The organism is Paenibacillus sp. 2TAF8 (assembly GCF_052114825.1).
Lineage (GTDB): Bacteria > Bacillota > Bacilli > Paenibacillales > Paenibacillaceae > Paenibacillus.
Genome location: NZ_JBFRFN010000002.1, coordinates 636,351 through 662,537 on the forward strand (window position 1 = coordinate 636,351; position 26,187 = coordinate 662,537).

The 26,187-nt window shown below is 44.6% G+C and carries 24 protein-coding genes; 4 read left to right on the forward strand and 20 right to left on the reverse strand.

Annotated features, from left to right (window positions below; translation table 11 throughout):
• Positions 1-97: 97 nt before the first annotated feature.
• The 10 genes from AB4Z30_RS04765 to AB4Z30_RS04810 all read right to left on the reverse strand — a co-directional run bounded on the left by AB4Z30_RS04765 (position 98) and on the right by AB4Z30_RS04810 (position 10,325).
• The gene (locus tag AB4Z30_RS04765; RefSeq protein WP_441923777.1) at positions 98-793 is read right to left on the reverse strand and encodes a hypothetical protein; all 696 of its coding nucleotides are present in this window, start codon (positions 791-793) and stop codon (positions 98-100) included.
• 96 nt (positions 794-889) lie between these two features.
• Positions 890-1,810, reverse strand: a complete 921-nt coding sequence (locus tag AB4Z30_RS04770) for an ATP-binding cassette domain-containing protein (RefSeq protein WP_441923779.1) — start codon at positions 1,808-1,810, stop codon at positions 890-892.
• A 41-nt stretch (positions 1,811-1,851) separates the two neighbouring features.
• Positions 1,852-3,534 carry an ABC transporter ATP-binding protein gene (locus AB4Z30_RS04775; protein WP_441923781.1) on the reverse strand — a complete coding sequence of 561 codons (1,683 nt, stop codon included), beginning with the start codon at positions 3,532-3,534 and terminating at the stop codon, positions 1,852-1,854.
• The gene (locus AB4Z30_RS04780) at positions 3,534-3,695 is read right to left on the reverse strand and encodes a hypothetical protein (protein WP_441923783.1); all 162 of its coding nucleotides are present in this window, start codon (positions 3,693-3,695) and stop codon (positions 3,534-3,536) included. The genes AB4Z30_RS04775 and AB4Z30_RS04780 overlap by 1 nt, the downstream gene beginning before the upstream one ends.
• Positions 3,692-4,936 (reverse strand): radical SAM protein, encoded by a 1,245-nt coding sequence (locus AB4Z30_RS04785; RefSeq protein WP_441923785.1) that lies wholly within the window; start codon positions 4,934-4,936, stop codon positions 3,692-3,694. The genes AB4Z30_RS04780 and AB4Z30_RS04785 overlap by 4 nt, the downstream gene beginning before the upstream one ends.
• 41 nt (positions 4,937-4,977) lie before the next feature.
• Positions 4,978-6,453 carry a radical SAM protein gene (locus AB4Z30_RS04790; protein WP_441923787.1) on the reverse strand — a complete coding sequence of 492 codons (1,476 nt, stop codon included), beginning with the start codon at positions 6,451-6,453 and terminating at the stop codon, positions 4,978-4,980.
• Positions 6,454-6,542: 89 nt separating this feature from the next.
• Complete coding sequence (locus AB4Z30_RS04795) at positions 6,543-6,728, reverse strand: hypothetical protein (RefSeq protein WP_123063756.1); 186 nt, start codon at positions 6,726-6,728, stop codon at positions 6,543-6,545.
• Positions 6,729-6,786: 58 nt separating this feature from the next.
• Complete coding sequence (locus AB4Z30_RS04800) at positions 6,787-6,972, reverse strand: hypothetical protein (RefSeq protein ID WP_123063757.1); 186 nt, start codon at positions 6,970-6,972, stop codon at positions 6,787-6,789.
• 383 nt (positions 6,973-7,355) lie between these two features.
• Positions 7,356-9,518 carry an MMPL family transporter gene (locus AB4Z30_RS04805; RefSeq protein ID WP_441923789.1) on the reverse strand — a complete coding sequence of 721 codons (2,163 nt, stop codon included), beginning with the start codon at positions 9,516-9,518 and terminating at the stop codon, positions 7,356-7,358.
• A gap of 186 nt (positions 9,519-9,704) precedes the next feature.
• Positions 9,705-10,325, reverse strand: coding sequence for a flavin reductase family protein (locus AB4Z30_RS04810; RefSeq protein ID WP_441923791.1), 621 nt, complete (start codon positions 10,323-10,325; stop codon positions 9,705-9,707).
• 257 nt (positions 10,326-10,582) lie between these two features.
• Between AB4Z30_RS04810 and AB4Z30_RS04815 the strand changes: the two genes are divergently transcribed.
• Positions 10,583-11,221 carry a hypothetical protein gene (locus tag AB4Z30_RS04815; protein WP_441923793.1) on the forward strand — a complete coding sequence of 213 codons (639 nt, stop codon included), beginning with the start codon at positions 10,583-10,585 and terminating at the stop codon, positions 11,219-11,221.
• A gap of 103 nt (positions 11,222-11,324) precedes the next feature.
• On the opposite strand, the gene AB4Z30_RS04820 is transcribed toward AB4Z30_RS04815, so the two are convergent.
• Complete coding sequence (locus AB4Z30_RS04820) at positions 11,325-12,560, reverse strand: multidrug effflux MFS transporter (protein WP_441923795.1); 1,236 nt, start codon at positions 12,558-12,560, stop codon at positions 11,325-11,327.
• A 45-nt stretch (positions 12,561-12,605) separates the two neighbouring features.
• Positions 12,606-13,352, reverse strand: coding sequence for a GTP pyrophosphokinase (locus AB4Z30_RS04825; RefSeq protein ID WP_441924213.1), 747 nt, complete (start codon positions 13,350-13,352; stop codon positions 12,606-12,608).
• Positions 13,353-13,582: 230 nt separating this feature from the next.
• Here AB4Z30_RS04825 and AB4Z30_RS04830 point away from each other — a divergent pair, with 230 nt between their 5' ends.
• Positions 13,583-14,308: a YoaK family protein gene (locus AB4Z30_RS04830; RefSeq protein WP_441923797.1), complete on the forward strand. Its 726-nt coding sequence runs from the start codon at positions 13,583-13,585 to the stop codon at positions 14,306-14,308.
• A gap of 56 nt (positions 14,309-14,364) precedes the next feature.
• Here the strand turns inward: AB4Z30_RS04830 and AB4Z30_RS04835 are convergent, their stop codons facing one another.
• A complete protein-coding gene (locus AB4Z30_RS04835; RefSeq protein WP_441923799.1) occupies positions 14,365-15,264 on the reverse strand; it encodes a LysR family transcriptional regulator in 900 nt (299 codons plus the stop codon).
• Between the two features lie 175 nt (positions 15,265-15,439).
• Between AB4Z30_RS04835 and AB4Z30_RS04840 the strand changes: the two genes are divergently transcribed.
• Positions 15,440-16,156, forward strand: coding sequence for an O-methyltransferase (locus AB4Z30_RS04840; protein ID WP_441923801.1), 717 nt, complete (start codon positions 15,440-15,442; stop codon positions 16,154-16,156).
• Positions 16,157-16,233: 77 nt separating this feature from the next.
• On the forward strand, positions 16,234-17,568 hold the full coding sequence (locus AB4Z30_RS04845; RefSeq protein ID WP_441923803.1) for an MFS transporter: 1,335 nt from the start codon (positions 16,234-16,236) through the stop codon (positions 17,566-17,568).
• Between the two features lie 82 nt (positions 17,569-17,650).
• Here the strand turns inward: AB4Z30_RS04845 and AB4Z30_RS04850 are convergent, their stop codons facing one another.
• The 7 genes from AB4Z30_RS04850 to AB4Z30_RS04880 all read right to left on the reverse strand — a co-directional run bounded on the left by AB4Z30_RS04850 (position 17,651) and on the right by AB4Z30_RS04880 (position 26,139).
• Positions 17,651-17,854 (reverse strand): hypothetical protein, encoded by a 204-nt coding sequence (locus tag AB4Z30_RS04850; protein WP_441923805.1) that lies wholly within the window; start codon positions 17,852-17,854, stop codon positions 17,651-17,653.
• Positions 17,855-17,927: 73 nt separating this feature from the next.
• Entirely contained in the window at positions 17,928-18,191 is a 264-nt protein-coding gene (locus AB4Z30_RS04855) for a YkgJ family cysteine cluster protein (protein WP_441923807.1), read from the reverse strand.
• A 43-nt stretch (positions 18,192-18,234) separates the two neighbouring features.
• Positions 18,235-19,083 (reverse strand): chemotaxis protein, encoded by an 849-nt coding sequence (locus tag AB4Z30_RS04860; protein ID WP_441923809.1) that lies wholly within the window; start codon positions 19,081-19,083, stop codon positions 18,235-18,237.
• 243 nt (positions 19,084-19,326) lie between these two features.
• On the reverse strand, positions 19,327-21,321 hold the full coding sequence (gene treP, locus AB4Z30_RS04865; protein WP_441923811.1) for a PTS system trehalose-specific EIIBC component: 1,995 nt from the start codon (positions 21,319-21,321) through the stop codon (positions 19,327-19,329).
• 37 nt (positions 21,322-21,358) lie between these two features.
• Complete coding sequence (treC, locus tag AB4Z30_RS04870; RefSeq protein WP_441923813.1) at positions 21,359-23,074, reverse strand: alpha,alpha-phosphotrehalase; 1,716 nt, start codon at positions 23,072-23,074, stop codon at positions 21,359-21,361.
• Positions 23,075-23,364: 290 nt separating this feature from the next.
• Positions 23,365-24,057 carry a metal-dependent hydrolase gene (locus tag AB4Z30_RS04875; RefSeq protein WP_441923815.1) on the reverse strand — a complete coding sequence of 231 codons (693 nt, stop codon included), beginning with the start codon at positions 24,055-24,057 and terminating at the stop codon, positions 23,365-23,367.
• A gap of 378 nt (positions 24,058-24,435) precedes the next feature.
• Positions 24,436-26,139, reverse strand: coding sequence for a glycoside hydrolase family 13 protein (locus AB4Z30_RS04880; protein ID WP_441923817.1), 1,704 nt, complete (start codon positions 26,137-26,139; stop codon positions 24,436-24,438).
• Positions 26,140-26,187: the final 48 nt, after the last annotated feature.

The following is a 26,187-nucleotide window of genomic DNA, read 5'->3' on the forward strand; positions in this document are numbered from 1 at the left end:
AAAATAAGGAATCTCTTATGTATATAAAAAATGAATTCCCATTCTGGATCAAATGAGAATTCATTGTATTAAACTCAAAAATAACATTAATCATCATCTAGACGATTTTTTCAACTTTGAATAACCTCATCAGAAACTGTGACACGAGCGCTGCCACGATACAGATAATTCCACTATATGCTACATAACGGAAGTCCAGAAAACTGAAATCCATCCGAAGATAGTTAACCGCTGGAAATGCTGCAACAATGCCAACCAGAATGAATATTCTAAAGATTTTCAGCACGGTTTCACTTCCATTGGTAGCCCAGACAATAGCATTGGCCATATACAAAAAAGCAGCTATACACAAAACAATAGTCAGACCCGAAGAGAAAAGACTCGTCGACCACACCGATCTAAACCCTAGCAGAGTAAAGATAAGCCAGATTAGAACACCATTAATGATAGCCATAGCTGCGACACGAATTAAAGCAAATAACCACACTGCCAGCATGATTTTACCGGGTTTGGAAACGACCGCAAGCAGAAAACTCAAGTTCTTCTCAGCTTTTTCTTTTGTGAAAAACTGGAGAACGTGAGGAATACCGACATACAATGCAAATACCAATGCAGAAGACAGGAGACCAACAGCAATCAAAGTATTGGTAAACATGACACGATGTTCCCGGGTTTCATTCAACTTGTGCAGCAGTGGAACAAGTCCATCGATCGTCAAACCCAGACTTGCTTCCAACTCCCCCAGTTGACCAATCGTAAACACAAAAAAAATTCCAAACATCAATACTTGCATGGTCAATGACCTTTTCCAATTGAGGGTTTGTACATCTTTTCTTAATAACGGCAGCAAGTACAGCCTCTCCCTTCCCCAAAAAGATTACTTTATCCGTTAGTTTTGTACAGCTGCTTGTTTCGTTGTTCTGTAAAAGTCCTCCAATGAGCTTTTTTCCTTGAAAAATTCCTGAATTTCTATGCCATGCTGCAGTAGAACTTGCAACGGCTGTTGAATAACCTCCGATTCAACCATAAACGTCACAGACTGCTCATTATGATTCACCACCGTAATTCCTTCAATATCCTGAAGAATACTCACCACCAGTTGTGGGTTGTCACAGGTAACAATGTAACGTTCGGTGATTCCAGTGATGGTCTGAAGTGCTTGATCTGCTACAATTCGGCCTTGGTGTATCATAATAACCTGATCCGCGATCTTCTCTAAATCGAATAAATCATGAGAACTGATGAGAATCGAAGTGCCCTGCCCGGAACAGATTTCACTGAGTTTGTCTCTTAAAAAAATTTTGGAGTCCGGATCAAGGCCGTTAAAAGGCTCGTCCAGAATAAGCAGCTCAGGTTCGTGCACTAATTCACGTATAATCATAAGCTTTTGTTTCATGCCTTTGGAAAAACGTCCGACTTTCAAAGCAGTCTTTAATTCGAAATGTTGCACAAGTCTGTTGTAGCGTTCTGCAATTTTATCTTTTTCCATTCCACGCAGGCTTGCAAAAAAAAGGACGTTCTCCCAGGCCGACATTTCACTATACAGCCCTCCCTCGTCAAACACGATACCAAATCGGTTCCTGTTCTTCTGGCTCATGTTATACGCCGACTCGCCAAAAATGGTACATTCCCCGGTCGTTGGAGGGTATAGTCCCGTAATGCAGCGAATCGTTGACGTTTTGCCCGCCCCGTTCTCCCCGATCAAAGCGCATATTTGCCCGGAGTGCGTAGTGATGTCTATATTTTTGAGTACATGATTGCCCTGCAAGTTCAGATTTAATCCGCGTGTTTCAATAATCTGAGATCCCATAATTTCCCCCCTCTAAGGATGACCACGAAGGGTCTTCATTTTCATGTAAAGCTGTTGCCCACCATCTCTCTAGATGACTCTCCGAGATTCAAAGGTTTGCCTAAATAGAACAAATCGGGATCATGGGAGATGACAACCAAAATCGTATAGAACGATTCATTCTCTATCATTTGAATGACTCTGCTCTTCATGACAGCATCCATGTTCGCTGTCGGCTCATCTAAAATTACCATTTCTTTATTCGCAAGCACCGTTCTCAAAAAGGCAATCATCTGTCTCTGACCACCTGAAAGGTTAGCCCCTCCATGGGCGATTTCCGTATGCAATTCATTTGGGAAATCGGAGATAAATGGTTGAAGCTGATACTTCACCAGCAATGCTCTCAGATGAACTAGTTGTTGCGGCTGAGCATTCGGAAGTATGTTGTCAAGAATCGTACCCTGAAACAAATAGGTCTTCTGTGATATGTAGGAAACTCTTCTGCGCAGATCAGATAACTTAAGACATGATATATCCATGCCATTATAAAGGATCGTTCCCTTATTCACAGGGTAAAGACCTAGAAGTAATTTAACAAAGGTGGTTTTGCCCGAGCCATTGGCTCCATTCAAAATAACGATATCACCTGTAAACAGGTTGACATTAAGCTGATCCAGTACAGATCGCTTTTCATTTTCGGAAATATACGCATAGGAAATATTATGAATGTTAACCGAATGAATAGGTTCGGAGAGAACCATGCGTCTTCCAAACTCCTCATCCTTATTATCCATATACTCCCTTACTCTATCGATACTAACCATTATAGGATTGATAGTTACTCCAAAGGTAGCCACAGCCTGGACATTTCCCAGTACTTTTGCAAGGTAACCTGTGAAAGATACATATTCACCTAAAGTTAGCGTTTTCCCCAAAATCATGATCCCGGAGAACAGTAATACTATAGCTCCGGATAAGGAACTGAGAAGTGAAGAACTTTCCATGTATCCGTTAATGTTTCTGTTCTGTCTCAGAATCGCAGTAATGACCTGATCCGTTTTGGTACAAATCCGTGATATGTAGCGCTGCTTGGCCCCCTGAACTTTAATTTCCTCAATTCCGTTAAGGGTCTCAAACATAACTCCCGCCATCTCAGCTGAGCTTTCACTGACTTTTCTTGTGCTATCACTCATCCGTCGACTGTACCAGACAGTAACAACAACATATAGAGGAATAATGGCCAGAACAATAAGCGATAGCTTCCAATGGATTCGCACAAGCAAAATAACCGAGATTACACCGTCCAATACCCCAATGAGAATGTTAATTACAGATGGAGAAAAAAGACTCCCTATACTTCCACTCTCTGAAATCCTTGACATCAGATAACCTTTATCATGTTTGTCGATGAACTCCATGGGCATATCTACCGTATGTCCAATCATCTTCATTCGAAGCTCATTCGAAGCACGTGTTCCCGCCTTGACAATATAGTATTTACCGAAAAGAGAGAGAACGTATCTTATGACATGAAGACATATAATAATGATGACCTGTTGATAGAGAAAATACGTCGTTCCCTGTGACGAAGAAAGATTATCGATAATTTTTCCTGTAATAAGCGGAATTGGCATCGCAATTAAAGATACCATTGCCAAAGCTCCAAAAGAGAGTATCAGAAGCAACCTGCTGCCCTCAAGATACGGCCTGAGGTACATAAGGTTGCTAAACATTTTTTTCATCATTAATTCTTAAACATGCCAATAATCATAAATGTTGCAATGTACAGGACAAAAACGATGGCCAGAATCATGCTCATCCTGCTTTTGTTCTTCACCTTCCTGTTCAGAAAGACAGTTAGTATCCCTATGGCCACAATACTTAAAACCATAATTAAATTGTTCATACCAAGCTCTCCTTTAAAGCTTGTTTACAATACACCTTGGAGGATAATGATCCACCTGCACTACTCTCGATCGCCCGGCAATCAGAACATGCATACCGCGAGCTACAGCTCCGGCAAGAATCTACTTTATCCAGCGTATACGTCCAATACTCTTGGTAGTCTCGTTGATCAGCAATCCTTTTGAAAGAGTCTTTCAACACATTCCCAATCGTTTCATTTCTCATCATCGGACACACCGTTACATCGCCGTTTCGAAATACAGACAACTTGCCATTCAAACAAGGATGAAAGTCGACGTTATGAAAAAAACTAAGGTCTGTAAAGCAGCTTTGAGTCCCCTTGTCGCTAAATAAAAGCTCATTATACACCGGATCTTCTCCAATTTCATGAATAAAACTGAGCTGCATACCCAATGGATTGAAATGTTTATAGAAGTCTACAATCTCCTCTCGAAATATATAGTTTATTTTATTCAATACTACATTAAAATAGAAGGAAATTCCTGTATTTTTCAATTTATTCATATTTTCGTAGAAATTTGAGAAATCAGGATGATTTCCTATCATACGATTAGTTAAATCCTGATTATGGGAGGACGCATGGATAACCAAGCTGGCACCGGCTAACTCTTCCCAGTTCAGCTCTCCTACGTCCATTAAATTCGTATAGATAAAGATATTACTGTAACCGACTTGACGTGCCTCAGCGAGAATGACAGAGAGAAGATCCCACTGCAACAACGGCTCTCCACCAATGATATGCAATGATCTGCATCCCAGCTTATGACTCTGCTGCAATACGATACGATAGTCCTTCTCCTCCATAAGATTATTTTGATTGAACCCATCATAACGTTTGCAACCGGTCATTCGGTGCACCACGCTATCCGTATTGCAAAAACTGCAATCCAGATTACATTCATCGTTAATGTTGAGATACAGATTGGATACTCTTACTCTGTTCTTGGCAAAATCTCGAATGGATGGCGGAAGGCCAAAACGAACCTTTTCAATATAAGCGTTATGGGAATAGTAGTTACCCATACCTTGATCTATAAGCTGCGAGAGCAGAATGTAATTTATGTTGTCTACCTGTTCGACAGGTACGCCCCTATTCAATTCAAGCAGCATTAATGCGTCTGCTGGTGATATCCTCAACATCTTATTTTCACTCAAATCATATAATGAAGCTTGACGCTCCCCCTGTACAATGTAACAATGTGATCCCGTTTTAAAATACACATTAGACACCTCCATTTGTATGTCCCTTTGCAGGAACGACCTCAGCATTTATCCATAACAAAACGAAACGAATCATACTTACGGTCGATACTGTCTTTATGTGCTGAAAAATCACGCATAGCATCTGGATTCTGCTCCAGCGTGCTGTATAAGATAGACAGCTGCCTCTCAATATCTGTTCTTCTTGTTGTGCAAATACTTTCTATATCAAAATTATCTCCTGAAGCGCAACTGGCGTAACATAGTCCACAAATCGATTGATAGGGACATTCTTTACATTGCGCTGTAAATTTCTCGCTCCACTTTTCAACGATTCGACTGATCGCGTTAATATCTAGACCTTCTTCGCAGTTTCCAATCGGGAATTGATAACTTATCTTCTCACACATATGAAAGGTGCCGTCCACGTCTACGAACATTCGACTTCCCGGGATACAGGCGTTACCAAGGATTGAAGAGTAGTTTCTGCCATATGGATTAATGTTACGGTTATGGCTCACTTTAAGACTGGAACCGAAAAGCCTTTCTTTGAAGAAGAGCTCGGGAACCCGATCCTCATTATTTGGTGTAGTGATTTCCTGAAGATATTCATTGAGTAGTACAGACATACTCTCATGAACAGCTCCACTCTCACCCAGTTCAGTATCCAAAATTTTGGATAGTCTTCCGCCCATCGATTTCAAAAGATGTTTTTCACGTACGAAAAAATCGTTCATCGCAACCATATCTGTTTCATTTTCATAACAGCTAAGTATCATCATAGGGAGAATCTGTTCCTTCCCCTGCCTCTTGATTTCTGCAAGCAACTTGCGAATATTCCCATAGACAACCTCAAACGTTCCCTGCTCATTTGCAAAAACTCTATTTTTATCATGCATTTCCTTCGAACCGTCTAAACTGACTGAAATCATGACGTTATGCGTGACTAAAAATTCAATAATGCGATCTGTAAGTAATGTTCCGTTTGTCGTCATAGAAAACATAGTCTTGAAACCCGTTTGCTTTACATATGAGACAACTTCTTGGATGAGATCAAATCTGAGAAGCGGCTCACCGCCGTAGAATGAAATAACTGGCTGCTTGTCTGGAGCATATCCCTTCCATTCCTCAATATAATCGATATACTTTTGTATGCTTTTTAACGCAGTCTCTTTCTCCATCCGTTTAAACGTATGTGTTCTCATTTCCTCATAATTTCCAGAGAAAATACAGTACTTACACCTCAAATTACAATTCTCCGTAAGTCCAAGGATCATCTGCGGATAAGGATAGGTTCTAAGCTCATCTAAAATCATATCTTGACTAAGCTCCACCTCATGCAGATTGAAAAGATCCCATTTTTTCATAAGTTGCCTCAATGGCAAATCTGCTTTTTCATATATAAGGTCTCTGTCCAGTTTGTCGTGATTCTCAATCGTATGAGCCAGCTCTTCGCTTGCGGAGAGCACCATATTTGTTGCACCATCGAAAATGTATTTGCTTCCCTGCCTGGTTTCAAATACACCTATATTATTCATTATGCAGCCCACCTTAACTTGGATTAAAATGTACTAAAGAGGACATCCCGCACCTCGTATTCGGAATGTCCCCACCGACAGCTCAGAACTTAAAGTGCAGAGCTTGTCTTACTTGAAGTAATGGTTGTGGCTGTTGCATTGACAGCTGTTGCCCCTATGACATCGGAGATCGGAACTGGTCCATCTACTGCACATCCTGCAGCACAGCCTACTAGACATCCCCCAAAGCAAGTTACGTTGCAGAGCCAGCCATTTGTACCAATTTGTTGATCCATGTTTACTCCCTCCCAAATTTAATTAAATGGTTGAGATTTCAATTGATATACATCTACTCTATAATGCTGACTTGGTAGCTCCTGTAGAAACCGTTGTTGCTGTTGCATTAACTGCCGTTGCACCAATGACATCCGAGATCGGCACCGGTCCATCCACTGCACATCCTGCTGCACAACCCACCAAACAACCTCCGAAGCAAGTAACACTGCACAACCAACTGTTTGTACCAATTTGTTGATCCATGTTTTTTTCCTCCCCATAAATTGTTTTTGGAAAAATGAAAGTATCCTACAAAAAACCAACCACAGCCTCCTTTATTTGAATAAAATCATTAAAAAATGTTTAATACAACCAAATAATAGAATATTCATCATGTGAGTTATATAATATAAGTCACTTTCACCCTAAATTTGACAGTTTTTTTTCCTCTGAACGATATTATTGAGATTATACTTCAGTTGAATACAAGGTTAACTTTAAAAAGTAGGGGTTGATTTAAATAAAAAAAGATACTCCCTACCCTGATTCAGGCTTCGGAATATCCTCTATGTGTTGCCCTTGAAATTTTCTTATCCGTTTGTGTACATACAAGCGATCTTCTTCAAGTTTCTTCTTAGCTTTCATGGTTATTGACCAGGCAGCCACCAGTTCCATCTTCCCATCAATTTCATTAAGGAAGGGACAAGTACGAGGCGGATCACGGTAACATCAATGAATACAGCTGCTGTGATCCCAATGCCTAACTGTCTTACCCCTTCGACTTCAGCGAATGCAAAAGGAACCGTTACAGCCAGTAGAATGCTTGCTGCAGATGTAATTAAACGGCCTGTGGAAGCCAGTCCTTGTTGAACAGCCTTGTCGCTGTCCCCTGTTCTTCTGTACACTTCCTGAATTCGGCTGAGCATAAAAACACCGTAATCCATGGATATGCCAAATACCAGTCCAGCAATAAAAACCGGGATCATAATCGCCACAGCCGACGGTTCCATACCCAGGTGTCCTTCGTTAAACACCCATACCAGTATGCCAAAGGAAGCCGCCAGGCTTAACAGGTTCATCAGAATGGCTTTCAGAGGTATGAGCAGGGAACGAAATGCCATGAGCAACACCAGATAATTGCTTACCACCACAAAAACCAGCACTTTGGGCAACTGCTGCACAATTTCATGCATGATTTCATCCTCATCAACCGCTTCACCGCCATAACGAATCGGAATGCCCACTTGCCCGGCTGTTACATCATCCGCCCTTGTCTCCCAGAGCCATTCTTTCAACTCATCTGAACCTGTTGCTCTATATACACCCACCGTTATCCGGATAAAAGAATTCGATATGTTTTTTGAAGAGTTGATGCTCACCACGTTTCTATCCTGTTGAAGCTTGGCAATTTTGTGGTTAGCCATCTCCCAATGCGATGCTGTTAATGGCACTCCCTTTTCCCCAATGATGATATCCACCCATGAGATATGCTCCTGTCCAAAGTTACGCTCGATCTGTTCTGAAGCTTGACGTGACTCCATTCGTGCAGGTAGCGAAGAAGCATCAGGAACGGACAAATCCATCCGTGTAACGGGAAACACACACCATAACAGAAGTGTTGTACCTGCAAGTCCCATCCATACAGGGCGCTTCATGACCATCGCTGACCAGCGGTGCCAAAAGTTGCTTTCAACTCTCTTATCCGTTGTTCGCTGGTTTGAAATACTGGATGTAGACAATAAACGTGCAAATAATCGGTTCGCATTTAGGGAAAGAATGGCAGGCAACAAGGTGATATTCAACAGCAATGAAAGCACCAGAACGATCATAGCCCCAAGCGATACACTAAGGAACATAGGTAGCCTGATCCAGAGCAGCCCAAGCAACCCCAAGAACACACATGCCCCTGAGAACAGCACGGCTCTTCCCGCTGTGCGCAATGTCTGCCGCAATAGCTCATACTGCACCTGCTGAATGACGTTGTTACACTCGAAGTTGAGCTTTCCTTTATTTACGTAACTCCGCTGCAGTTCTTCCCTGTACCTGCTCAAAAAAATAAGTGCAAAATCAATGCTAAGCGCCATTCCAACCATTGGAATCACGTTAATAACAAAGTTGGACAGCTCCAGATAGTAACCGAGTAGAGACGTTATTCCCATCGCTGTAATCACTGCACTGATACCCATCATCACGGCAATACAAGCTGCGTAGAGCCCCCTGAATGCAAAACAAAGCACGAATAGTGCAATCGGTAACCCCACGAGCTCAGCTCGTTCCAAATCCTGAAAGCTCAATCGATTAACATCCTGTTGCACAACTGATTTTCCTGTCAATTGAACGGTTCCGGGCCGATCAGCTTGCTTGTCCACTTCGAGGAGCTCGCGTAATTGAGCTAATGGCACTCTCATATGATGAGGTTCAATATCCATATTAATCAGTGCATAAGCCTGATCTTCACGCATCATTTCCCCTTGTGTATTCGCATCGAGAGGAGAAATAATGGAAGATAGGGCTGGCAAGGTACGAACAACCGCAAGACGTTCTTGTATCCACGCCCTGAACGCCATCTCAGAAGTATTCGGATGTTTATTAAAAAGCAACACCACCGGATCAGGCGGAGTACCAAATTCCTGTTCCAATATTTTTTCTACGGCTTGAGCCTGTCCATGTACCAGCTTCAATCCGTGATCCTGAACCAGATCAGGCAACTTCCACGCCCAAGCGGCTGACATCCCGATGATAAACACCCAGCAGATTATAATAAACCGCGGATATCGGCTGATGAGGGAAGCTAGCCTTCGATAACCCATACCCAAGCTCCTCTGCATATAAAATTTAATCTTTCTTATGGATCATCAACACTATGAGATATGCTTTATGTAGTTCAAGTCTATTCACGAACAGACATGATTATGTTTGTAATGAAACAAAGACAAATAACCTCATGCATGTGATGCATGGGGCTGTTCGTCCTTACTGTTTCATTACATATCCAATTATTCGGGCCTAATGACGGTGAATCGATCACCAAGTTTGGCATAATCGTTACCTGCCAGACGACTGACCGGTTTTAACTGATCCATCAAGATGTACCCTTTGTCTGCAAGATAAACCTGCTCGCTAAAATGATATTGGACAATCCGAACCAGAAGCAGATCACTTACAGGCAAGCCTTCGTCATTAGAGATCGGAATATGTTGATACAACTTGCACTCCATCCGAATCAGCGCTTCCTGAATTCCGGGTACAGCGACCACGGAACTAGGTATAGTTGTCAGACGAGTTCTTTCCAATTCGCTTTCATGTGGCTCCAATATAGCTGCTGTTTCATTCACGTCTTCAATGATGTTCTCGTCACAAATGTGCACAACGAGTTCTTTATGGGCGAGAACATTACGTGCCGTATCCTTCATGGTCCCGTTTTTGCGTCCAATCGAAATGGACAACAACGGCGGATCAGAACTCACCACATTAAAAAAGCTGAACGGTGCTGCGTTAATTACGCCTTCATGATCCGAAAGTGTAGTTACAAAAGCAATTGGACGTGGCACAATCGAACCGCTCATTAATTTATAGTTATCTTTAGGCGTAAGTTCTTCCGGATTTAATGAATACATATGTAAAGTCCCCTTCCTGCTTGCATGAGGCTTATCCTCATCCCCTTAACTTGCCTCATCGTTATTATATATGCATACCGTCCATAAAAACAAAAAACGATTAGCCGAACATGTCAGGCATGAATCTTGTTCAACATTCCATTTTTCACTTTCGCTGCTTTCATTCAGCAGCAAGACATATTTTCACAGAATCACACATGGGCGAAAGCCGTCATATGCTGTTTTCAGAATAGATGACAGGAAGGATGTTTCTGAAGATGAATGATATTTATTCCACTTATGCAGGTTACGGAGATAGTCGTTATACAGGTTATGGAGAAGATCGATCGATTCAATTCCCTCCGTTCTTCCCGGGTGGAGGCAGTCTTCCAGGAGGGCAGACTCCACCAGGCATTCCTGGAAGTCCAGGCTCTTATCCACCATTTATTCCTGGCGGAGGAACTCCTGCGGGCCCATTTTTCCCTGGAGGTATACCAGGCCAAGGTCCAAGCCCGGGGCCAACTCCAGGTGTACCTGCACAGCTAGCACAAGGGAATCTGCCTTCCTTGCTTAGTGCGTATCCACGTCCAGTCGGTCAGCCGCCTGCCGAGATGTTATTTCTATATAATCTCATCAAAAGCACTCCCGGTCTTCTGCCACTGTTCCTTCAGCAGCAGCCGCAAAGCCTGACACAAGCCGTTCAATTTGCCCAGACGGGTGCAGCCGCACCACGTGACCAAGAACAACGTGTGCTCCAAAACTTCTGTTATAACCGCTGGTCCCTCGTGTTCACGTATAATGATGTGTATCTGATGTGGCCTGCCATTAACCTCTTTGGCTTTGTCGTTGGCTACTTCTATCCATTCCAGACACCAGGAATTCTGTTGAATACCCAGATTTTATTTGCCCTCTGCTAGAGGCTATACTTTTTCAGGGTTTCTGTCCTGATAAACAAAATATTGCCCGCACTTGGAAACTATGCTTCCATGCGGGCAATTCGTGTTTATAACAAATAGAGCACTATACAGATGTGTAGCTGTTCTGTTTCGATTCGTTTCTGCCTATCATGACGAAATACAGAAGTAACGCCCCTAGATCAGCACAGGCAATCACAACCCCCATTGGCACAGCTGTCTCTTCTCCTCCAAGTCCAACCAGTGGAGCAACGAGACCGCCTAATAAAAAGGTCATGACACCAATTAGTGCTGATGCACTTCCAGCGGATTTCGCCTGATCCGCCATAGCCAGTGCAAACGATGCCGTATTAATTAACCCTACACTGGACACGACCAAAAATAATGGAATTAACACGGTAATTAGTCCGCCTCCAGCCAGAATCGCAATAAGCAAGGATGTTCCTCCCGCAGCTGCCGTAAGTAATCCAGCAATTAACAGCCGAGTCTCCGAGACTTTACCTGCAAGCCGGCCAGCAATCTGGCTAGCGAGAATAATACCAAGTCCGTTAATTGCAAAACATATGCTGAACATTTGAGGCGACACTCCATATATTTTTTGAAGCACAAATGGTGATCCCGATATGTAAGCGAACATACCTGCCATTGCGAAACCTTGGGTTAAAGCATATCCCATAAAACGGCGATTTCTCGCTATTTTTCCAAACGTCAGCAACGTCTGCCTTAGCCCTCCGCTTGATCTTTTTTGCGCAGGAAGTGTCTCGCCCAGCCCAAAAATGACCGCCAGCAGCGCTAGTGCACCGATCAGACTGAGCAAAATGAATACGCCTCGCCACGAGGTATACGTTAGTATTTGTCCGCCTATTATCGGTGCTGCGATAGGAGCGACTCCGTTAACAAGCATCAACAGAGAGAAGAAACGGGTCAGTTCCGGACCTTCGTATACGTCCCTGACTACCGCACGCGAGATGACAATGCCCGCCGCTCCAGCCATTCCCTGAATGAAGCGTAACGCAACAAAGGAGCCCATCGTTGGGCTAACAAGACATAATCCGGATGCAATGGTATAGAGTACAAGTCCGACAATCAGCGGTATTCTGCGACCTCGCACGTCACTTAATGGTCCGGCAAGCAACTGTCCCAGCGCAAGCCCGACCATACATGCTGTCAGACTGAGCTGAGCGTACGAAGTGGACGAGCTAAATTCATCGGCCAGCGTAGGCAGGGCTGGCAGATACATATCCAGAGACAACGGTCCGAAGGCCGACAGCGTCCCGAGAATTAGCGCCATTCTCACTCGCGGCGTAGCAGGGATGTGTAATGACGCAGGTTTACTTTTCATCCAAAACATTTCCTTTGCCTTCAGCTTGTGCTCTAGTGCTCATCCTTAGTCCTCTCCGCCTCCAAGCAATCTTAGCAAGTTGTTCGGCAAGGTAAACTGCTGATTATTAATAATAATGCGGCGTAGTTCCTCTTCATCCCGCTCATTATCGGCGTCCTTGATCTCCTGAATCTCACGGTGCAACCGTTCCATTTGTTGATCCAATGCGTTGGCCGAGTCTGCCGCATTTTTAAGTTCTCTCGTTAAATGTTCAGGAACGTCTTTGTTGTATTTATAAAAAATTTTATGCTCCAGACTAGCCCAGAAATCCATCGCAATGGTACGAATCTGAATTTCCACACAGGCGCGTTCCTCGCCATTAGACATGTATACCGGAACTTCAACGAGCACATGCAAACTTTGATACCCGTTTGGCTTCGGATTTTGAATGTAATCCTTCACTTCCAGCACGCGCAAATCACTTTGATTACACAGCATATCCTTAATTCGATAAATATCCGAAATGAACGAACATGTGATACGTACACCAGCAATATCTTTAATATTCTTCTTAATGCTCTCAAACGTGAGCTCATGGTTTTTACGGAACATTTTGTTCATAATGCTCTCGGGAGACTTCAATCTCGACTTGGTGTGTTCAATCGGACTGTAGTCATGAAGGGACTGAAACTCCTCCTTCAACACTTCGATTTTGGTTTCCATCTGATCCAGAGCAAATTTATAGATCATCATAAAGCGTGTAATCTCATATTTGAATTTCTTAAATTGGTCTATTGGATGCGGAGCATTCATCATCAATTTCTTCCTTTCTTCTGACACCTCTATGATTTGATAACCAGCATTATACGATCATACGAACGCTGGTCTTATGACATGTCTTCTATATTATTATAAAACATCTGACACGAATAAACGAATTTTGGATCTGTCGTTGTGACTCCTTGTTCAAGATTTCATTTTGATGAAAGCAGGAACATAGCTGTATACTGGAAGAGTTATGTTTATGGAAAGGACGAGAAAATATGAAAGAGAACCATCTCCAGAAATACGCCATGCTGCTGCTTTGCATGTCAGCCGGTATGGTTGATGTCATCGGATATCTAGGACTTGGGCATGTTCTCACAGCTAATATGACAGGAAACATCGTGCTGCTCGGCATTGCGATTGCCCGTGCTCAAGAATTTGTTGTAATGCGAGCTTTGCTCGCCCTCATCGGTTTTATTGCAGGGAATGCAATCGCGGCACATATGCTTGGAAAGGTAAAAACCATAAATGGCTGGTCCCCGCGGGTTACTGCCGTATTCTCCGTTGAAAGCATACTACTTCTGCTGTTTGCAATCCTGATGATCAGTCCCTTTTCCGAGCAATTATCCTATTTGTTAATTGTACTGCTTGCGGTCGCCATGGGAATGCAAACAACGGCTGCCCGGCGGATTGGTATTGCGGGAATCTCTACTACGGTGCTCACCAATAATCTGGCAGCCGTGATTGAAGATGCTGTAAGCATTCTTCATCGGTTAAAACATGCCAATATCCGCTCCCTGATCAAAGCGCTATCCACTGACGCCTATCTGCGTGCAGGCGCAGTTGTGATCTATCTCGGCGGGGTCATCGTCGCAGCATTGCTTTTCCATCATGTGTCCCTAATAGCGGTCTGGGTTCCCGTACTGGTTATTGCTGGCGTAACGCTCCAGGCAAGATTCTCGTCTTGGGGCAAAGAGCTAGAGCTACATCGTAATCCGGAGTGAGGAACATCTTGCGATTATGTGCTGCTGAAAAACGTTCACAATACCGAGCAGTTTATTTAAGATTGCATTGCAAGTGCTTCTTGCCTGATCCATTGAACCAATTGTCTTGCCGCTGGCGACAACTGTTCTCCTGCCCGTGTACAGATGGCAATCGTATTCTGTAACTGTACGTTTTGTACATATACACGGGCAAGTTTGCCTTGATTAACGTCCTCTCTTACAACAAGGGATGAGATGAAATTAGCACCATATCCTGCCTTTACTGCGCTAATCGTTTCGTTCAATCCGTTGAACTGAAGTGTTATTCGTGGGGAGGGCAGGTTATTGGTTGTACACAAGGCAGCCAGTCGTTCTCGTGTTGCACTGCCTTTCTCACGCATAATGAATGGCTCAGCCATCATCTCGTGCAAGGTAATGTTTTGACCTGCATACGGATGGTCTGGATGCACCACAAACCACATTTCATCCTCGAATAACTCATCCCAATGCACACCCGGATGACTGACTCCACTACCTCCGTATATCGCAATCTCTGCTTCATAACGCAGCAACTGGTCAAAAGCCATCTGTGTATTGCTTGTGCATACGACAAGCTCAACATCCTCATGTGTCTGCTTGAACGTGGCAATCCAACTCGGCAGCAAAAAATTGGACGGCAAGTATGTAGCTGTCAGACGAATCAGTCCTTTTTTCCCCTCCCTCATGTCCTCTACAAATTGTTCCATTTCCTGTTCCAGCATGAACAAACGCTCGGCATATTCCATTAAATGTTTCCCTGCATCTGTGAGTACAAGCTTTCTTCCTTCGGAACCAAACAGCCCTATGCCTAGTTCACGCTCAAACCGTTTTACTTGAGAAGATACCGCAGGTTGACTGATATTCAATTCTTCCGCAGCCCGGGTAACTCCGCCGTACCTCACAATGGCGTGAAACAATCGTAATCCATGCAAGTTCATAGATCTTCTCCTCTTTCTTGCTTACTGACGAACTGATCCAGCTTTCATTCATTATAATATATATAACTTAATTATATATTAACATACAAAATATATATTTTATTTATATGTCAATCATCTCTATAGTTGAATTATAAGAAATACGAATTCAGCAACATAGAAAGGAAGATGTGTAATGAGTAAGTATGAGTTGAACGATAGCAAGGTTAACCAGCCCGCCCGTTGGAATGAGGTCGATCATTATCTAAACAGCCTTCTTCTTCCAAACGACAAAGACTTGCAAGCTGCACTTGAAGCCAATGCTGAAGCGGGACTACCGTCACATGATGTCACCCCAAACCAAGGAAAGTTCCTTCAGCTATTGCTGAAAATACAAGGGGCCTCGCGTGTACTGGAGATTGGAACTCTAGGTGCTTACAGCACCATCTGGATGGCCAGAGCTCTGCCTGATCATGGACGAATTGTTTCGCTGGAGTCAGAACCTAAACATGCGGAAATTGCACAAGCCAATCTGACCCGAGCTGGACTCATGCACAAAGTAGATCTTCGAGTAGGCCCGGCATTAACCTCCCTCCCTGACATTAAGGAAGAGTACCCTGAACCCTTTGATCTGATTTTCATCGATGCTGATAAACCGAGTAATCCGGATTACCTGAGATGGGCTTTACGTCTGACACGACCAGGAAGCTTGATCATCGGAGATAATATTATCAGGGATGGGGAAGTCATTCACTCTGACAGTGAAGACCCAAGAGTTCAAGGCGTTCGAACCTTTCTCGAATGCATCGGAGATCACCCCCATCTTGAAGCCACGGCACTGCAAACCGTAGGCAGTAAAGGATACGATGGATTTGTGATTGCTCGTGTCACAGATTCCCCTGCAACAAAATAAACAGTGGTCAATTCTTCCGAAAATCTGCCTTTCCTGTTAAACTGGTATCACTGCACAGGCAGACTGGAGGGAGTTACTTGAGAGCTTTACGACAGATTCATGTTGAAATTGGCGGGTGGTCTCGCAATATTCAACTGTTCTTTCTGGCAAGTCTGCTGTATCAGATCGGAAATGGCATGTTCTCGGTTCTTTATAATCTGTACATTCAAGGCTTAGGTTACGATGACACCATGAATGGTCAAATTGTCAGTATCCAATCTCTTGCTACAGCAATGATGTTCATTCCTATTGGATTTAGCGGTGACAAGTTCAGCCGCAAAAAACTGTTGATTATCGGGGCGCTTTTCAGCGGTGCTTTCCTAATCGGACGATCCTTCGATTATGCCGCGAGCGGGTTGATCTGGTTTGCTGTATTTTCCGGCTTGTTTGCTGGTGTTTTTCAGGTACTCGCCATTCCTTATCTCGCAGAGAACGTCAAAAAAAGCCAGCGCCTCAAAATGTTCAGTTATTATTCCTCTTTGGTATTAGCTTCACAGGTTCTAGGAAGCCTTGGCGGCGGCGTCCTTGCAGATGTGCTTCATTCCGCCGGACTTGCCAAAGTGACTGGTCTGCAAACCGTGCTTTTTATGGGCGGAGCGGCGACTCTTTCTGCATTTATCCCGTTGCTTTTTGTAACCGAAAATCAGGAGTCTCGCACAGATGTAAACTCGAAACAGCTTCAGCCTCGCCAACAATCTATTCAGGGGGCTGAAGCAGAGCTTACCCATGCTGTGATTACACCATTGCCCATTGATGATGACACACGTATTAAAAAAAGAGATACCAAGCTGATTGGTCAGTTCATTGTGACACAGTTGCTGATCGGGTTAGGATCAGGGCTCGTTGTGCCTTATCTGAATTTGTATTTTACGAATCGCTTCGACGTATCGTTAAGCGGCATGAGCATCCTGATTGCACTCGGTCAGATTATGACCATTGTATCCATGCTGATTGGCCCAACGTTAGCTGCCAAAGTTGGCAGTGTGCGAGCTGTAGTTATTTTTCAAGTATTATCGTTACCCTTCCTGTTATTCACAGGCTTTACGAACCTGCTTTTTATTGCATCCGTCAGCTTTTTGTTCAGACAAGCTCTCATGAATGCTGCTAATCCAATTCATTCCGCCATATTAGTGGATCAGATCTCGGATAAACGCCGCGGGATTGCCAACTCTATGATGCAAACTTCATTTATGATTGGCTGGGCCACAATGGGACCAGTACAGTCATATCTGGTTACTACATATGGAACCTATTGGGGATACGCAATTACATTCAGCATTACAGGCTGTCTATACGTCATCTCTTCCCTGATGTACTTCTTTATGTTTAGAGAGCCCAAGCCCTCTGTTGCTGTTCTTGCAGACAGATCGTAATCATAAACAACTTAAAAAAGAGTATCCTCATGCTACAGCATTCATAGGATACTCTCTTTTTTGATTATTGCCTTTTAATGACCTACCAGTATTTTGGATTATACATAAGAACGACAATACCCAAGGTGACCACCGTTGCTAGAACAACAAAAGTGTAATATCTCGGTTTATTTTCTGGACTTGGAGCTTGTTCATCGTAATGATCGGAGTTGCGGCGATAAGACCCCATCCACAGATCGCTCATCATATGGCCAACGACTTTCACTAGACGTTTCATCCAATCCATTATTAATCCCCCTTCCACAATCAATATTATCCCATATTAAGTATAATTAACCTTCTATAATCAAACAAGTCCTTCATCTTAGGCCCGGTGCTGTCTGCCGTTCCAACTGTGTCAAAATATGAAATGCTTCCTGATTGGTGCGGCCACACATCTCTTCCTCAGCCTGCAATCCACTACATACCGCCGGGCGGCTGGCCTGACCGAATATACCGCAGCGATTATCGTCCGTCAGTTGGATGCATCGCATTCCAGCAGGTTTGCCTTCAGGCATGCCGGGAATCGGTGATGATATGGATATGGCAATACAACATGCGGCACATCCCGTCCTGCATTCCATGGTGTTTCCTCCTTCATTTGTTTCTTATAGCCCTCTGTTACTTTCAGCGATTTACCCAAGTCCATGTTCGTGCTAACCCTTGGGCGATTCTGCGGTTCATGTGCTCACTGGTAAAATATCCTCCGTGACTCAGTGGATTCCAACTTGTAGCTGGTCCACCGACACGCACCTCAATATCCTCCTTCACAGCGGCCGCATATGCCGGGTCAATGGGACGTAATGGATAACCCAAAATATCGTTGCTTTCATAAAAATTAACCCACTCCCCTTCCAGATGTGGAAAGTGATGCGTGGCCTGCGGCGCAGGCACCCGAATGGGACGGCTGAAATTATCATAGCGCAAACTCCATAGCGGCAGTGTTGTGCCAAAAGAGTAAAAATTGGTCAGCGTATCTCCACGCTCCAAAGCCGAGTTCACATCCACAATTTCCGGTATTCGGTTAGATGACGGATACTGCAGATCATAGAAAAAGTTGCTTGCAATGACAGCTCCGAGACTATGAGCGACGACACAAAGCGGCGCTTCCGGGCCATTGCGCTGTGCGAGAACGTGCATGGCCTGATGCAGCGTCCGGTGCACGGCATCATAATGATGTCCTTGGTTCTCTACAGGTTGGTAAGCCACCGCATCGGCGAGATAATGAATGACAAAACGGCGTAATGCCTGATAGTTTAATCCCGGTGAGCGAACCAGCTGTTGAAACAATGCCTCTTCTCTCTCCTCGAACACGTCGGCCCAGAAGACAGGTTCAATATCAAGCATCTGCTTTGCGGCGCCTGGCAGCACCATGACACGTTCCATTTCTTTGCTCAAGCAAGCGATCAGCTTGTCAGCGTAGTCTTCTTTTTGCATACCCAGTCCATGAATGACCATCACCGCTACCCGAGTCATGGCTTTCCTCCTTATCATTTGACTAGGAACGCTCCTTGTAAACCCACTGTATGAACTGCTTTTTCTCCGTATGACTGACATTCAACTTAAACGCCAAACGTGCCCACTTCGACTTATTATCAAAATTTGTAATTACTTGATCACATAACTATTTTATCATGATGCCTATAGAAAAACACACCTGTAAACGTCAAAAGAAGCTGCAGGTTTCACAGCTCCTTTTAACTACAAGCAAATATCAATTTATTCTTTCAGATGAATCCTGAGAACGCCGTTCTGACTTGAAGTGACATCTCCTGTCACCGTTTCAACCCGTTCAACCATATCTTGACCATCCGGGATAATAACAGGCGTAATGAGTGGATAACCCGCATGTTCGATGACGTTACGGTCAAATTCTAGTAGCTTCTCTCCGGCTCTCACGCGATCACCCGTGTCTACATACATCGAGAAACCTTCACCTTTAAGGGATACCGTATTAATACCTACATGAATTAACACTTGAAGTCCGCTCGCATGTTCCAATATAACCGCATGTTTACTCTTAATGACATGTGCCACTTTTGCGTCAAATGGGGCAACCACTTGATTCCCCGAAGGTTCAATTGCGATGCCTTCACCCATTTGTTTCTCGGCAAACGCCGGGTCAGGAACTTGCTCCAGCGGTACCGCTTTACCCGTTAATGGCGCCATGACCTCGAGTGTTTTTGCAGATGTATTTCCAGGTTTTACTGTACTACGATTACGCTCAGCCATCTCTCTTCCTGCTGCTGTCTCAGCGGATGTGGCTCCCGAAGCGGACCCTCCGTTCGCCGTAAGTTGATCTTCTTTTCTCAACTTCGCCCGTCCAAACACAACGGTCAACAGGAACGGCACCACTAGAACGATGGCCATACCGATAAAGAAGACACCCCATTTATCCGGGAAAATGGACAGGAATCCAGGCACACCGCCTACACCGATGGACGTGGCTTGAACATTATTCATCGTAAGCAGTACACCACCAATAGCGGAACCGACCATACCGAAGATAAACGGATAACGGTAACGAATATTCACCCCAAAGATGGCCGGTTCGGTCACTCCGAGGAAAGCCGATACGGATGAGGTAGCCGCAAGCCCTCTCATTTTCTTTTCACGTAACACAAGCATCATCGCAAGTGCTGCCGAACCCTGTGCAATATTGGACAAAGCCAGCATCGGCCACAGGAAGGTACCACCTTGACTACCAATTAGCTGTACGTCTACGGCAAGGAACGTATGGTGCATACCTGTAATAACGAGTAACGCATACAGACCACCATAGATCAAACCACCCAGCGCTGCATACGAATCATAGATGTAAATCAAACCGGATGTGATGGCGTTTGCAATTGCAAATGTAACCGGTCCGATAATCGTAAATGCCAGGAATCCGGTAACTAGCAATGTCACAGGAGCTACGACCAGCAATTTGATGGAATCATGCACCCTTTTATTCAGGAAAATTTCCATCTTGGCAAGCAGATACGCCGATACCAGTACAGGCAAAACCTGACCCTGATAACCGATCTTCTCAATCTCCCAGCCAAACAGATTCCAGGTCGGAACGGTTCCTTTGTTCACCGCATCAGCGTAACCATATGCACTCAGCAGATCGGGATGTACAAGGATCAGACCCAGCACAATCCCGAGCAGCGGACTGCCGCCGAATCGTGTCACCGCTGACCAACCGATCAAGGCTGGCAGGAATGTAAACGCAGTGCTTGCAATGGTATTAATGATAGAGGCCAGGTCTTTCCATGCCGGGTACACATCCACTAATGATTTTCCATCAAAGAAAATACCAGGGCCTGTCAAAATGTTGTTAATCCCGAGCAGTAGACCCGCTGTAATAATCGCTGGCAAGATGGGAATGAAAATATCCGAGAGTGTTTTGATCGCACGCTGCAGCGGATTTTGTTTTTTGCCCGCGGCTGCCTTCACTTCATCTTTGGAAGCACGTTCGCCTCCCGTGATCTGAATCATCTCTTCATACACTTTATCGACCAGACCTGGCCCGATGACGACCTGGTATTGACCTTGGGAAGAGAACTGTCCTTTAACCAGATCATTCTGATCGAGCAACTCCGTATCAACTTTGTCTTCGTCATACAATGCAAACCGCAGCCTAGTTACACAATGTGTCGCCGCTTCAATATTCTCTTTGCCGCCGACGGCCCGGATGATCTCTTCGACCTGTTTTTTATCGATTGCCATAGTGTCACTTCCTATTTATAAAATGGACTGCATTCTGTTACTGCTTGATTAACCACATATAAGAAGCATACGGACTAAGCGAGAGTGCTTGCTTCAGCTCAGGTTTTGCATCCGTATTGCTGATCAGAAGTTCAGGTGATTTACCTGCAATATGATGGTTCCAGACCTCTTCAGGAACTTGAAACGCTGTATCCTGTTTGCGGAAGTTGGACACCACAATTAATGTCTCATTCCCGTTGGCGCGTGCATATGCAAACACTTCAGCGTGCGCATCATCCAAACGTTCGTACAAACCGTCAGTCAGGACATTCACCTCTTTGCGCAAATTGATCAGCTTCCGGTAATGATGATAAATAGAATCCGGGTTGGCGATCTGCTCCTCCACATGAATGGACGGATATCTCTCATCCACCTTGAGCCAAGGTGTTCCGGTTGTAAATCCAGCATTAGCCGTGCCGTCCCACTGCATCGGTGTCCGCGAATTGTCGCGGGAACGCTCCTTCACAATCTGGAAAGCTTCCTCGGCCGTCTTGCCCCGCTCTTCCTGCAGCAAACGATACATATTGGTGGACTCGATATCGCGGAACTCGTTGATGTCCTTCCAAACGGGGTTAGGCATACCAATCTCTTCACCCTGATAGACATAAGGCGTTCCTTGTAATCCATGCAAAGTCGTCGCCAGCATTTTGGCACTCTCCATGCGATAATCTCCATCATCTGCGAAACGGGATAACGCACGCGGTTGATCATGGTTGTTCAGGAACAGTGCATTCCAGCCGCCACCAGCCTGCATTCCGGTCTGCCACTCACTGAACAGTTGCTTCAAGGATTCAAAGTCGTATTGCATGAGCTCCCATTTCTGTCCATCTGGATAATCCACCTTCAAGTGATGGAAGTTAAAGGTCATCGAGAATTCTCTGGAAGCCGGATTGGAATAACGAATACAGTGCGCAAGCGTGGTCGAGGACATCTCCCCTACCGTCACCATGTTATAGGGCCCAAATACTTCATCGTACATTTCCGTAATATATTCGTGCACACGCGGCCCATCCGTATAATACTTGCGTCCATCGCCTGGCGACACGCTGCCATCGTCGTCGGGGAAACGCTGGTCTTTGGAGATGAGGTTAATGACGTCCATCCGGAATCCATCGACTCCTTTTTCCGCCCAGAACTTGATCATGTCGCGTACAGCCTTGCGTACTTCTTCATTTTCCCAGTTCAGGTCTGCCTGCGTTCGATCAAACAACGTTAGATAATATTGTCCGGTTTGCTTATCATACTGCCAGGCTGGCCCACCAAATTTGGATTGCCAGTTGTTCGGTACACCACCGTCCGGCGCGGGGTCTCTCCAAATGTAATAATCCCGATAAGGATTGTCCTTGGATGAGCGAGACTGCTTGAACCATTCGTGATCGGTTGAGGAGTGATTCACCACGATGTCAATCATTAGCTTCATATCACGCGCTTTCAACTCGGCAATTAATTCTTCGAAATCTTCCATCGTTCCATAGTCGGGGTTAATGCGGTAATAGTCTGCTACGTCATACCCGTTATCCCGCTGCGGGGATACGTATACGGGCTGCAGCCAGACAATATCAATTCCCAAATGCTGCAAATAATCCAGTTTCTCGGTCAAGCCTCGAATGTCACCTGTGCCCGATCCTGTTGTATCGTTGAAGCTCTTCGGATACACCTGATACACCGTAGATTTTTTCCACCACGATGACGGTTCCTTGTTCTTCAAACTCATGTTAACGCCTCCAATATATTGTATTGCCCTTATCAAACCCGCCTGTAACTTCATCATCTATATTACATAAGTAAACATGTATATACAAGTTGAAACGAAAATTTGCTTTTATGTACCTCTTCTACAACTTCCCCATTAACGCTTGCTCTGTAACAACTATTTTCGAATGCTCATTTCGCAAATGCCCTGATACATGTATCAAGCTGGAAAATATCGAGATACACAAAAAGACGAAACGGATTACTTCCGCTTCGCCTTTTGTTCTTTTTCTTTATATAACTACAAATCGTTTATAGGGATAGAGAATCGCCAGGTGCCATTACACGTCCTTCTAATCCTTTGGAAGCCAGTTGTTGCACAAAATGCTCTGCATCCTGACGAATTGCAGGGAAGGTATCATAGTGAACAGGAATTGTCAGTTTGGCATTAAACCACTCTGCTGCCTGCAGTGCATCCTCAGGGCCCATCGTATAATGTCCGCCAATCGGCAGGAAAGCAACATCGATATCATGCCGATCCCCGATCATTTTCATATCGCCGAACAGGCTTGTGTCGCCAGCGTGCAGTACCGTTTTACCACCAATATCTATGATAAATCCGGCAGGCAAACCTGCATACATAATACGTTGTTCCTCTTCCAGTACAATACCGGACGTATGGAACGCCTGAATCATTTTCGCCTTGGCAAATTCCAGATCCACCGTACCGCCCATATTCATGCCAATGGTATCCAGTCCTTTCCACGACATGTATGTAGCCAATTCCACTATCGCCACAACTTTGGCATTATTTGCTTTGGCAATCGGCTCAGCATCGAGAATGTGATCCATGTGCGCATGTGTCAACAGGACTACATCTGTCTTGATATCCTCCGGCTGCGTCACTGCTAACTCATTGCCACGCAAAAATGGATCAATCATGAGTGATTTATTTTCTGTGCCCAGTTGTACACTGGAGTGTCCGTGGTACGTAATATTCAACAATTCAGATTCCTCCTGACATCTATATAAGTTGAATTAACGTTGTTCTCACTTCTACTACGATGACAGAATAACCTGGAGAGTAGCGGTTACCCCCAGATTTTTTGATTACCTTTTAGTCAAGGTTAAAATCCGGTGATAAAGGCGTTAGCCTATGCTTCCGATGTAGCTTTCTCCCAGAAAGCTTTTAGCTTCGCTTTTTCAGGTTTTCTGTCCTCTCCGTGTCTGTGTGAACAAAAAAATTCCAACTTATAATGAGTATTTATTTTATTAATTATAATTCAGAACGCTCCGCGAGCGCAAAACGGTCATCCTTGTTATTGTTATGCTGGTCAACCAGCAATACGTATTATTCACTTCCATACGCCGCTAGCGCGTTGCTTATTCACGGCTCTTACGCTTTTTGCAATATACCCTGGCTTCATACGGTTGCAGTAAAATCGCTCCTTCATCCGTAGAGTAACGTTTGCTCACATTGCCAATCATTAATTTGACGCCTTCTGCATTCCAGCCTTCCGGCCATGCCATCTCCGGCTCGTTTGCACTGAAATTCATCAGAATCAACCACTGCTCATCATCCATTGTACGCGTATAGGCGTAAATATCCGGGTCATCCGGCAAAAGCAACTCATACGCCCCATAGATCAACACATGATTTTGTTTGCGCAACGTTATTAATTTACGGTAATAATGCAGAATGGAATTCGGGTCGCTCTCCGCATCTGCCACATTGATATCGGGATAATTGCCGTTCACTTCGATCCAAGGTTCACCTACCGTAAAACCGGCATGTGCAGAATCGTCCCATTGCATCGGTGTACGTGCATTATCCCGGCTTTTCCGCCAGATTGCCTCCATCACCTCATGCTTGGATTTCCCTTGCCCGATATAATGATTGTAATAATTTTTCGTTTCAATATCCCGGTATTGCTCTATGTTGGGGAATGCCACATTGGTCATGCCAATCTCTTCCCCCTGATAGATGTACGGTGTACCTTCCAGCGTTAACATCCATGTCGCCAGCATCTGAGCAGAGCGCACACGGTGTTTCCCATCATCTCCAAAACGCGACACCGGGCGYGGCTGATCATGATTGCCCATATAATTGGCATTCCAGCCCCGGCCATGCAGGACTGTCTGCCAGCGGCTCATAATTTCTTTCAGCTCCGTCAGCTTCCACGGTTTATAATTCCACTTGCCTATACCGGAGGACTGCGCATCCACAAACATATGCTCAAACTGAAAGACCATATTTAATTCATCCCGCTCCGTTCCTACATAGGCCAAAGCTTGCTCGGGACCAAGCCCCGAGGTTTCTCCTACCGTCATCGGGCCGTATGGCTTCAGAATCATATGATTCAACTTCCGGAGGATGGAATGCACCTGCTCCAGATTGGAGAACAGTTCATACGCCTGCACCACAGGCAGGTTGTTGGGGTTATGAGCATTCGGCAATCCATCGGCTTTGGCGATGTGGGCTACTGCGTCAAAACGGAAGCCATCCACCCCTTTTTCCAGCCACCAATGCACCATTTCATACATTTCCTCCGCCATCTCCGGATTGTTCCAGTTCAGATCGGGTTGATGCTCAGAGTATAGATGCATGTAATATTCGTTCGTTTCTGGATCATGTTTCCATACCGAACCCCCGAAATAGGACTCCCAGTTGTTCGGCACCTGTCCGTTTTTACCAGAACGCCAGATGTAATAGTCACGTCTTGGATTGGTTTTGGAGGAACGGGATTCCGCAAACCAGGCATGTTCATCCGAAGTATGATTCAGCACAAGATCCATCATGACTTTGAGTCCACGCTTATGTGCTTCAGCAAGCAGCCGGTCAAAGTCCTCCATCGTGCCATATTTTCGTAAAATCGCGTAGTAATCACGGATATCATATCCGTTATCATGACCTGGTGAATCATAGATGGGACACAGCCAGATAACATCCACGCCGAGCTTTTGCAAATAATCAAGCTTTTCATAGATTCCCTGCAAATCGCCATATCCGTCTCCGTCGCTGTCTTTGAAGCTACTCGGATAAATCTGATATACCACGCTTTCCTTCCACCAAACGATAATACCCACCTCGCTTTCTTCTCTTGTGAAGCAATTCACCCGTTAATATGTTTTATC

Coding starts and splice junctions, on each gene's coding strand:
- AB4Z30_RS04765 (WP_441923777.1), bottom strand. CDS start 793: ATGCAAGTATTGATGTTTGGAATTTTTTTTGTGTTTACGATTGGTCAA.
- AB4Z30_RS04770 (WP_441923779.1), bottom strand. CDS start 1,810: ATGGGATCTCAGATTATTGAAACACGCGGATTAAATCTGAACTTGCAG.
- AB4Z30_RS04775 (WP_441923781.1), bottom strand. CDS start 3,534: ATGATGAAAAAAATGTTTAGCAACCTTATGTACCTCAGGCCGTATCTT.
- AB4Z30_RS04780 (WP_441923783.1), bottom strand. CDS start 3,695: ATGAACAATTTAATTATGGTTTTAAGTATTGTGGCCATAGGGATACTA.
- AB4Z30_RS04790 (WP_441923787.1), bottom strand. CDS start 6,453: ATGAATAATATAGGTGTATTTGAAACCAGGCAGGGAAGCAAATACATT.
- AB4Z30_RS04795 (WP_123063756.1), bottom strand. CDS start 6,728: ATGGATCAACAAATTGGTACAAATGGCTGGCTCTGCAACGTAACTTGC.
- AB4Z30_RS04800 (WP_123063757.1), bottom strand. CDS start 6,972: ATGGATCAACAAATTGGTACAAACAGTTGGTTGTGCAGTGTTACTTGC.
- AB4Z30_RS04805 (WP_441923789.1), bottom strand. CDS start 9,518: ATGGGTTATCGAAGGCTAGCTTCCCTCATCAGCCGATATCCGCGGTTT.
- AB4Z30_RS04810 (WP_441923791.1), bottom strand. CDS start 10,325: ATGTATTCATTAAATCCGGAAGAACTTACGCCTAAAGATAACTATAAA.
- AB4Z30_RS04815 (WP_441923793.1), top strand. CDS start 10,583: ATGAATGATATTTATTCCACTTATGCAGGTTACGGAGATAGTCGTTAT.
- AB4Z30_RS04820 (WP_441923795.1), bottom strand. CDS start 12,560: ATGAAAAGTAAACCTGCGTCATTACACATCCCTGCTACGCCGCGAGTG.
- AB4Z30_RS04825 (WP_441924213.1), bottom strand. CDS start 13,352: ATGAATGCTCCGCATCCAATAGACCAATTTAAGAAATTCAAATATGAG.
- AB4Z30_RS04830 (WP_441923797.1), top strand. CDS start 13,583: ATGAAAGAGAACCATCTCCAGAAATACGCCATGCTGCTGCTTTGCATG.
- AB4Z30_RS04835 (WP_441923799.1), bottom strand. CDS start 15,264: ATGAACTTGCATGGATTACGATTGTTTCACGCCATTGTGAGGTACGGC.
- AB4Z30_RS04840 (WP_441923801.1), top strand. CDS start 15,440: ATGAGTAAGTATGAGTTGAACGATAGCAAGGTTAACCAGCCCGCCCGT.
- AB4Z30_RS04850 (WP_441923805.1), bottom strand. CDS start 17,854: ATGGATTGGATGAAACGTCTAGTGAAAGTCGTTGGCCATATGATGAGC.
- AB4Z30_RS04855 (WP_441923807.1), bottom strand. CDS start 18,191: ATGGAATGCAGGACGGGATGTGCCGCATGTTGTATTGCCATATCCATA.
- AB4Z30_RS04860 (WP_441923809.1), bottom strand. CDS start 19,083: ATGACTCGGGTAGCGGTGATGGTCATTCATGGACTGGGTATGCAAAAA.
- treP (WP_441923811.1), bottom strand. CDS start 21,321: ATGGCAATCGATAAAAAACAGGTCGAAGAGATCATCCGGGCCGTCGGC.
- treC (WP_441923813.1), bottom strand. CDS start 23,074: ATGAGTTTGAAGAACAAGGAACCGTCATCGTGGTGGAAAAAATCTACG.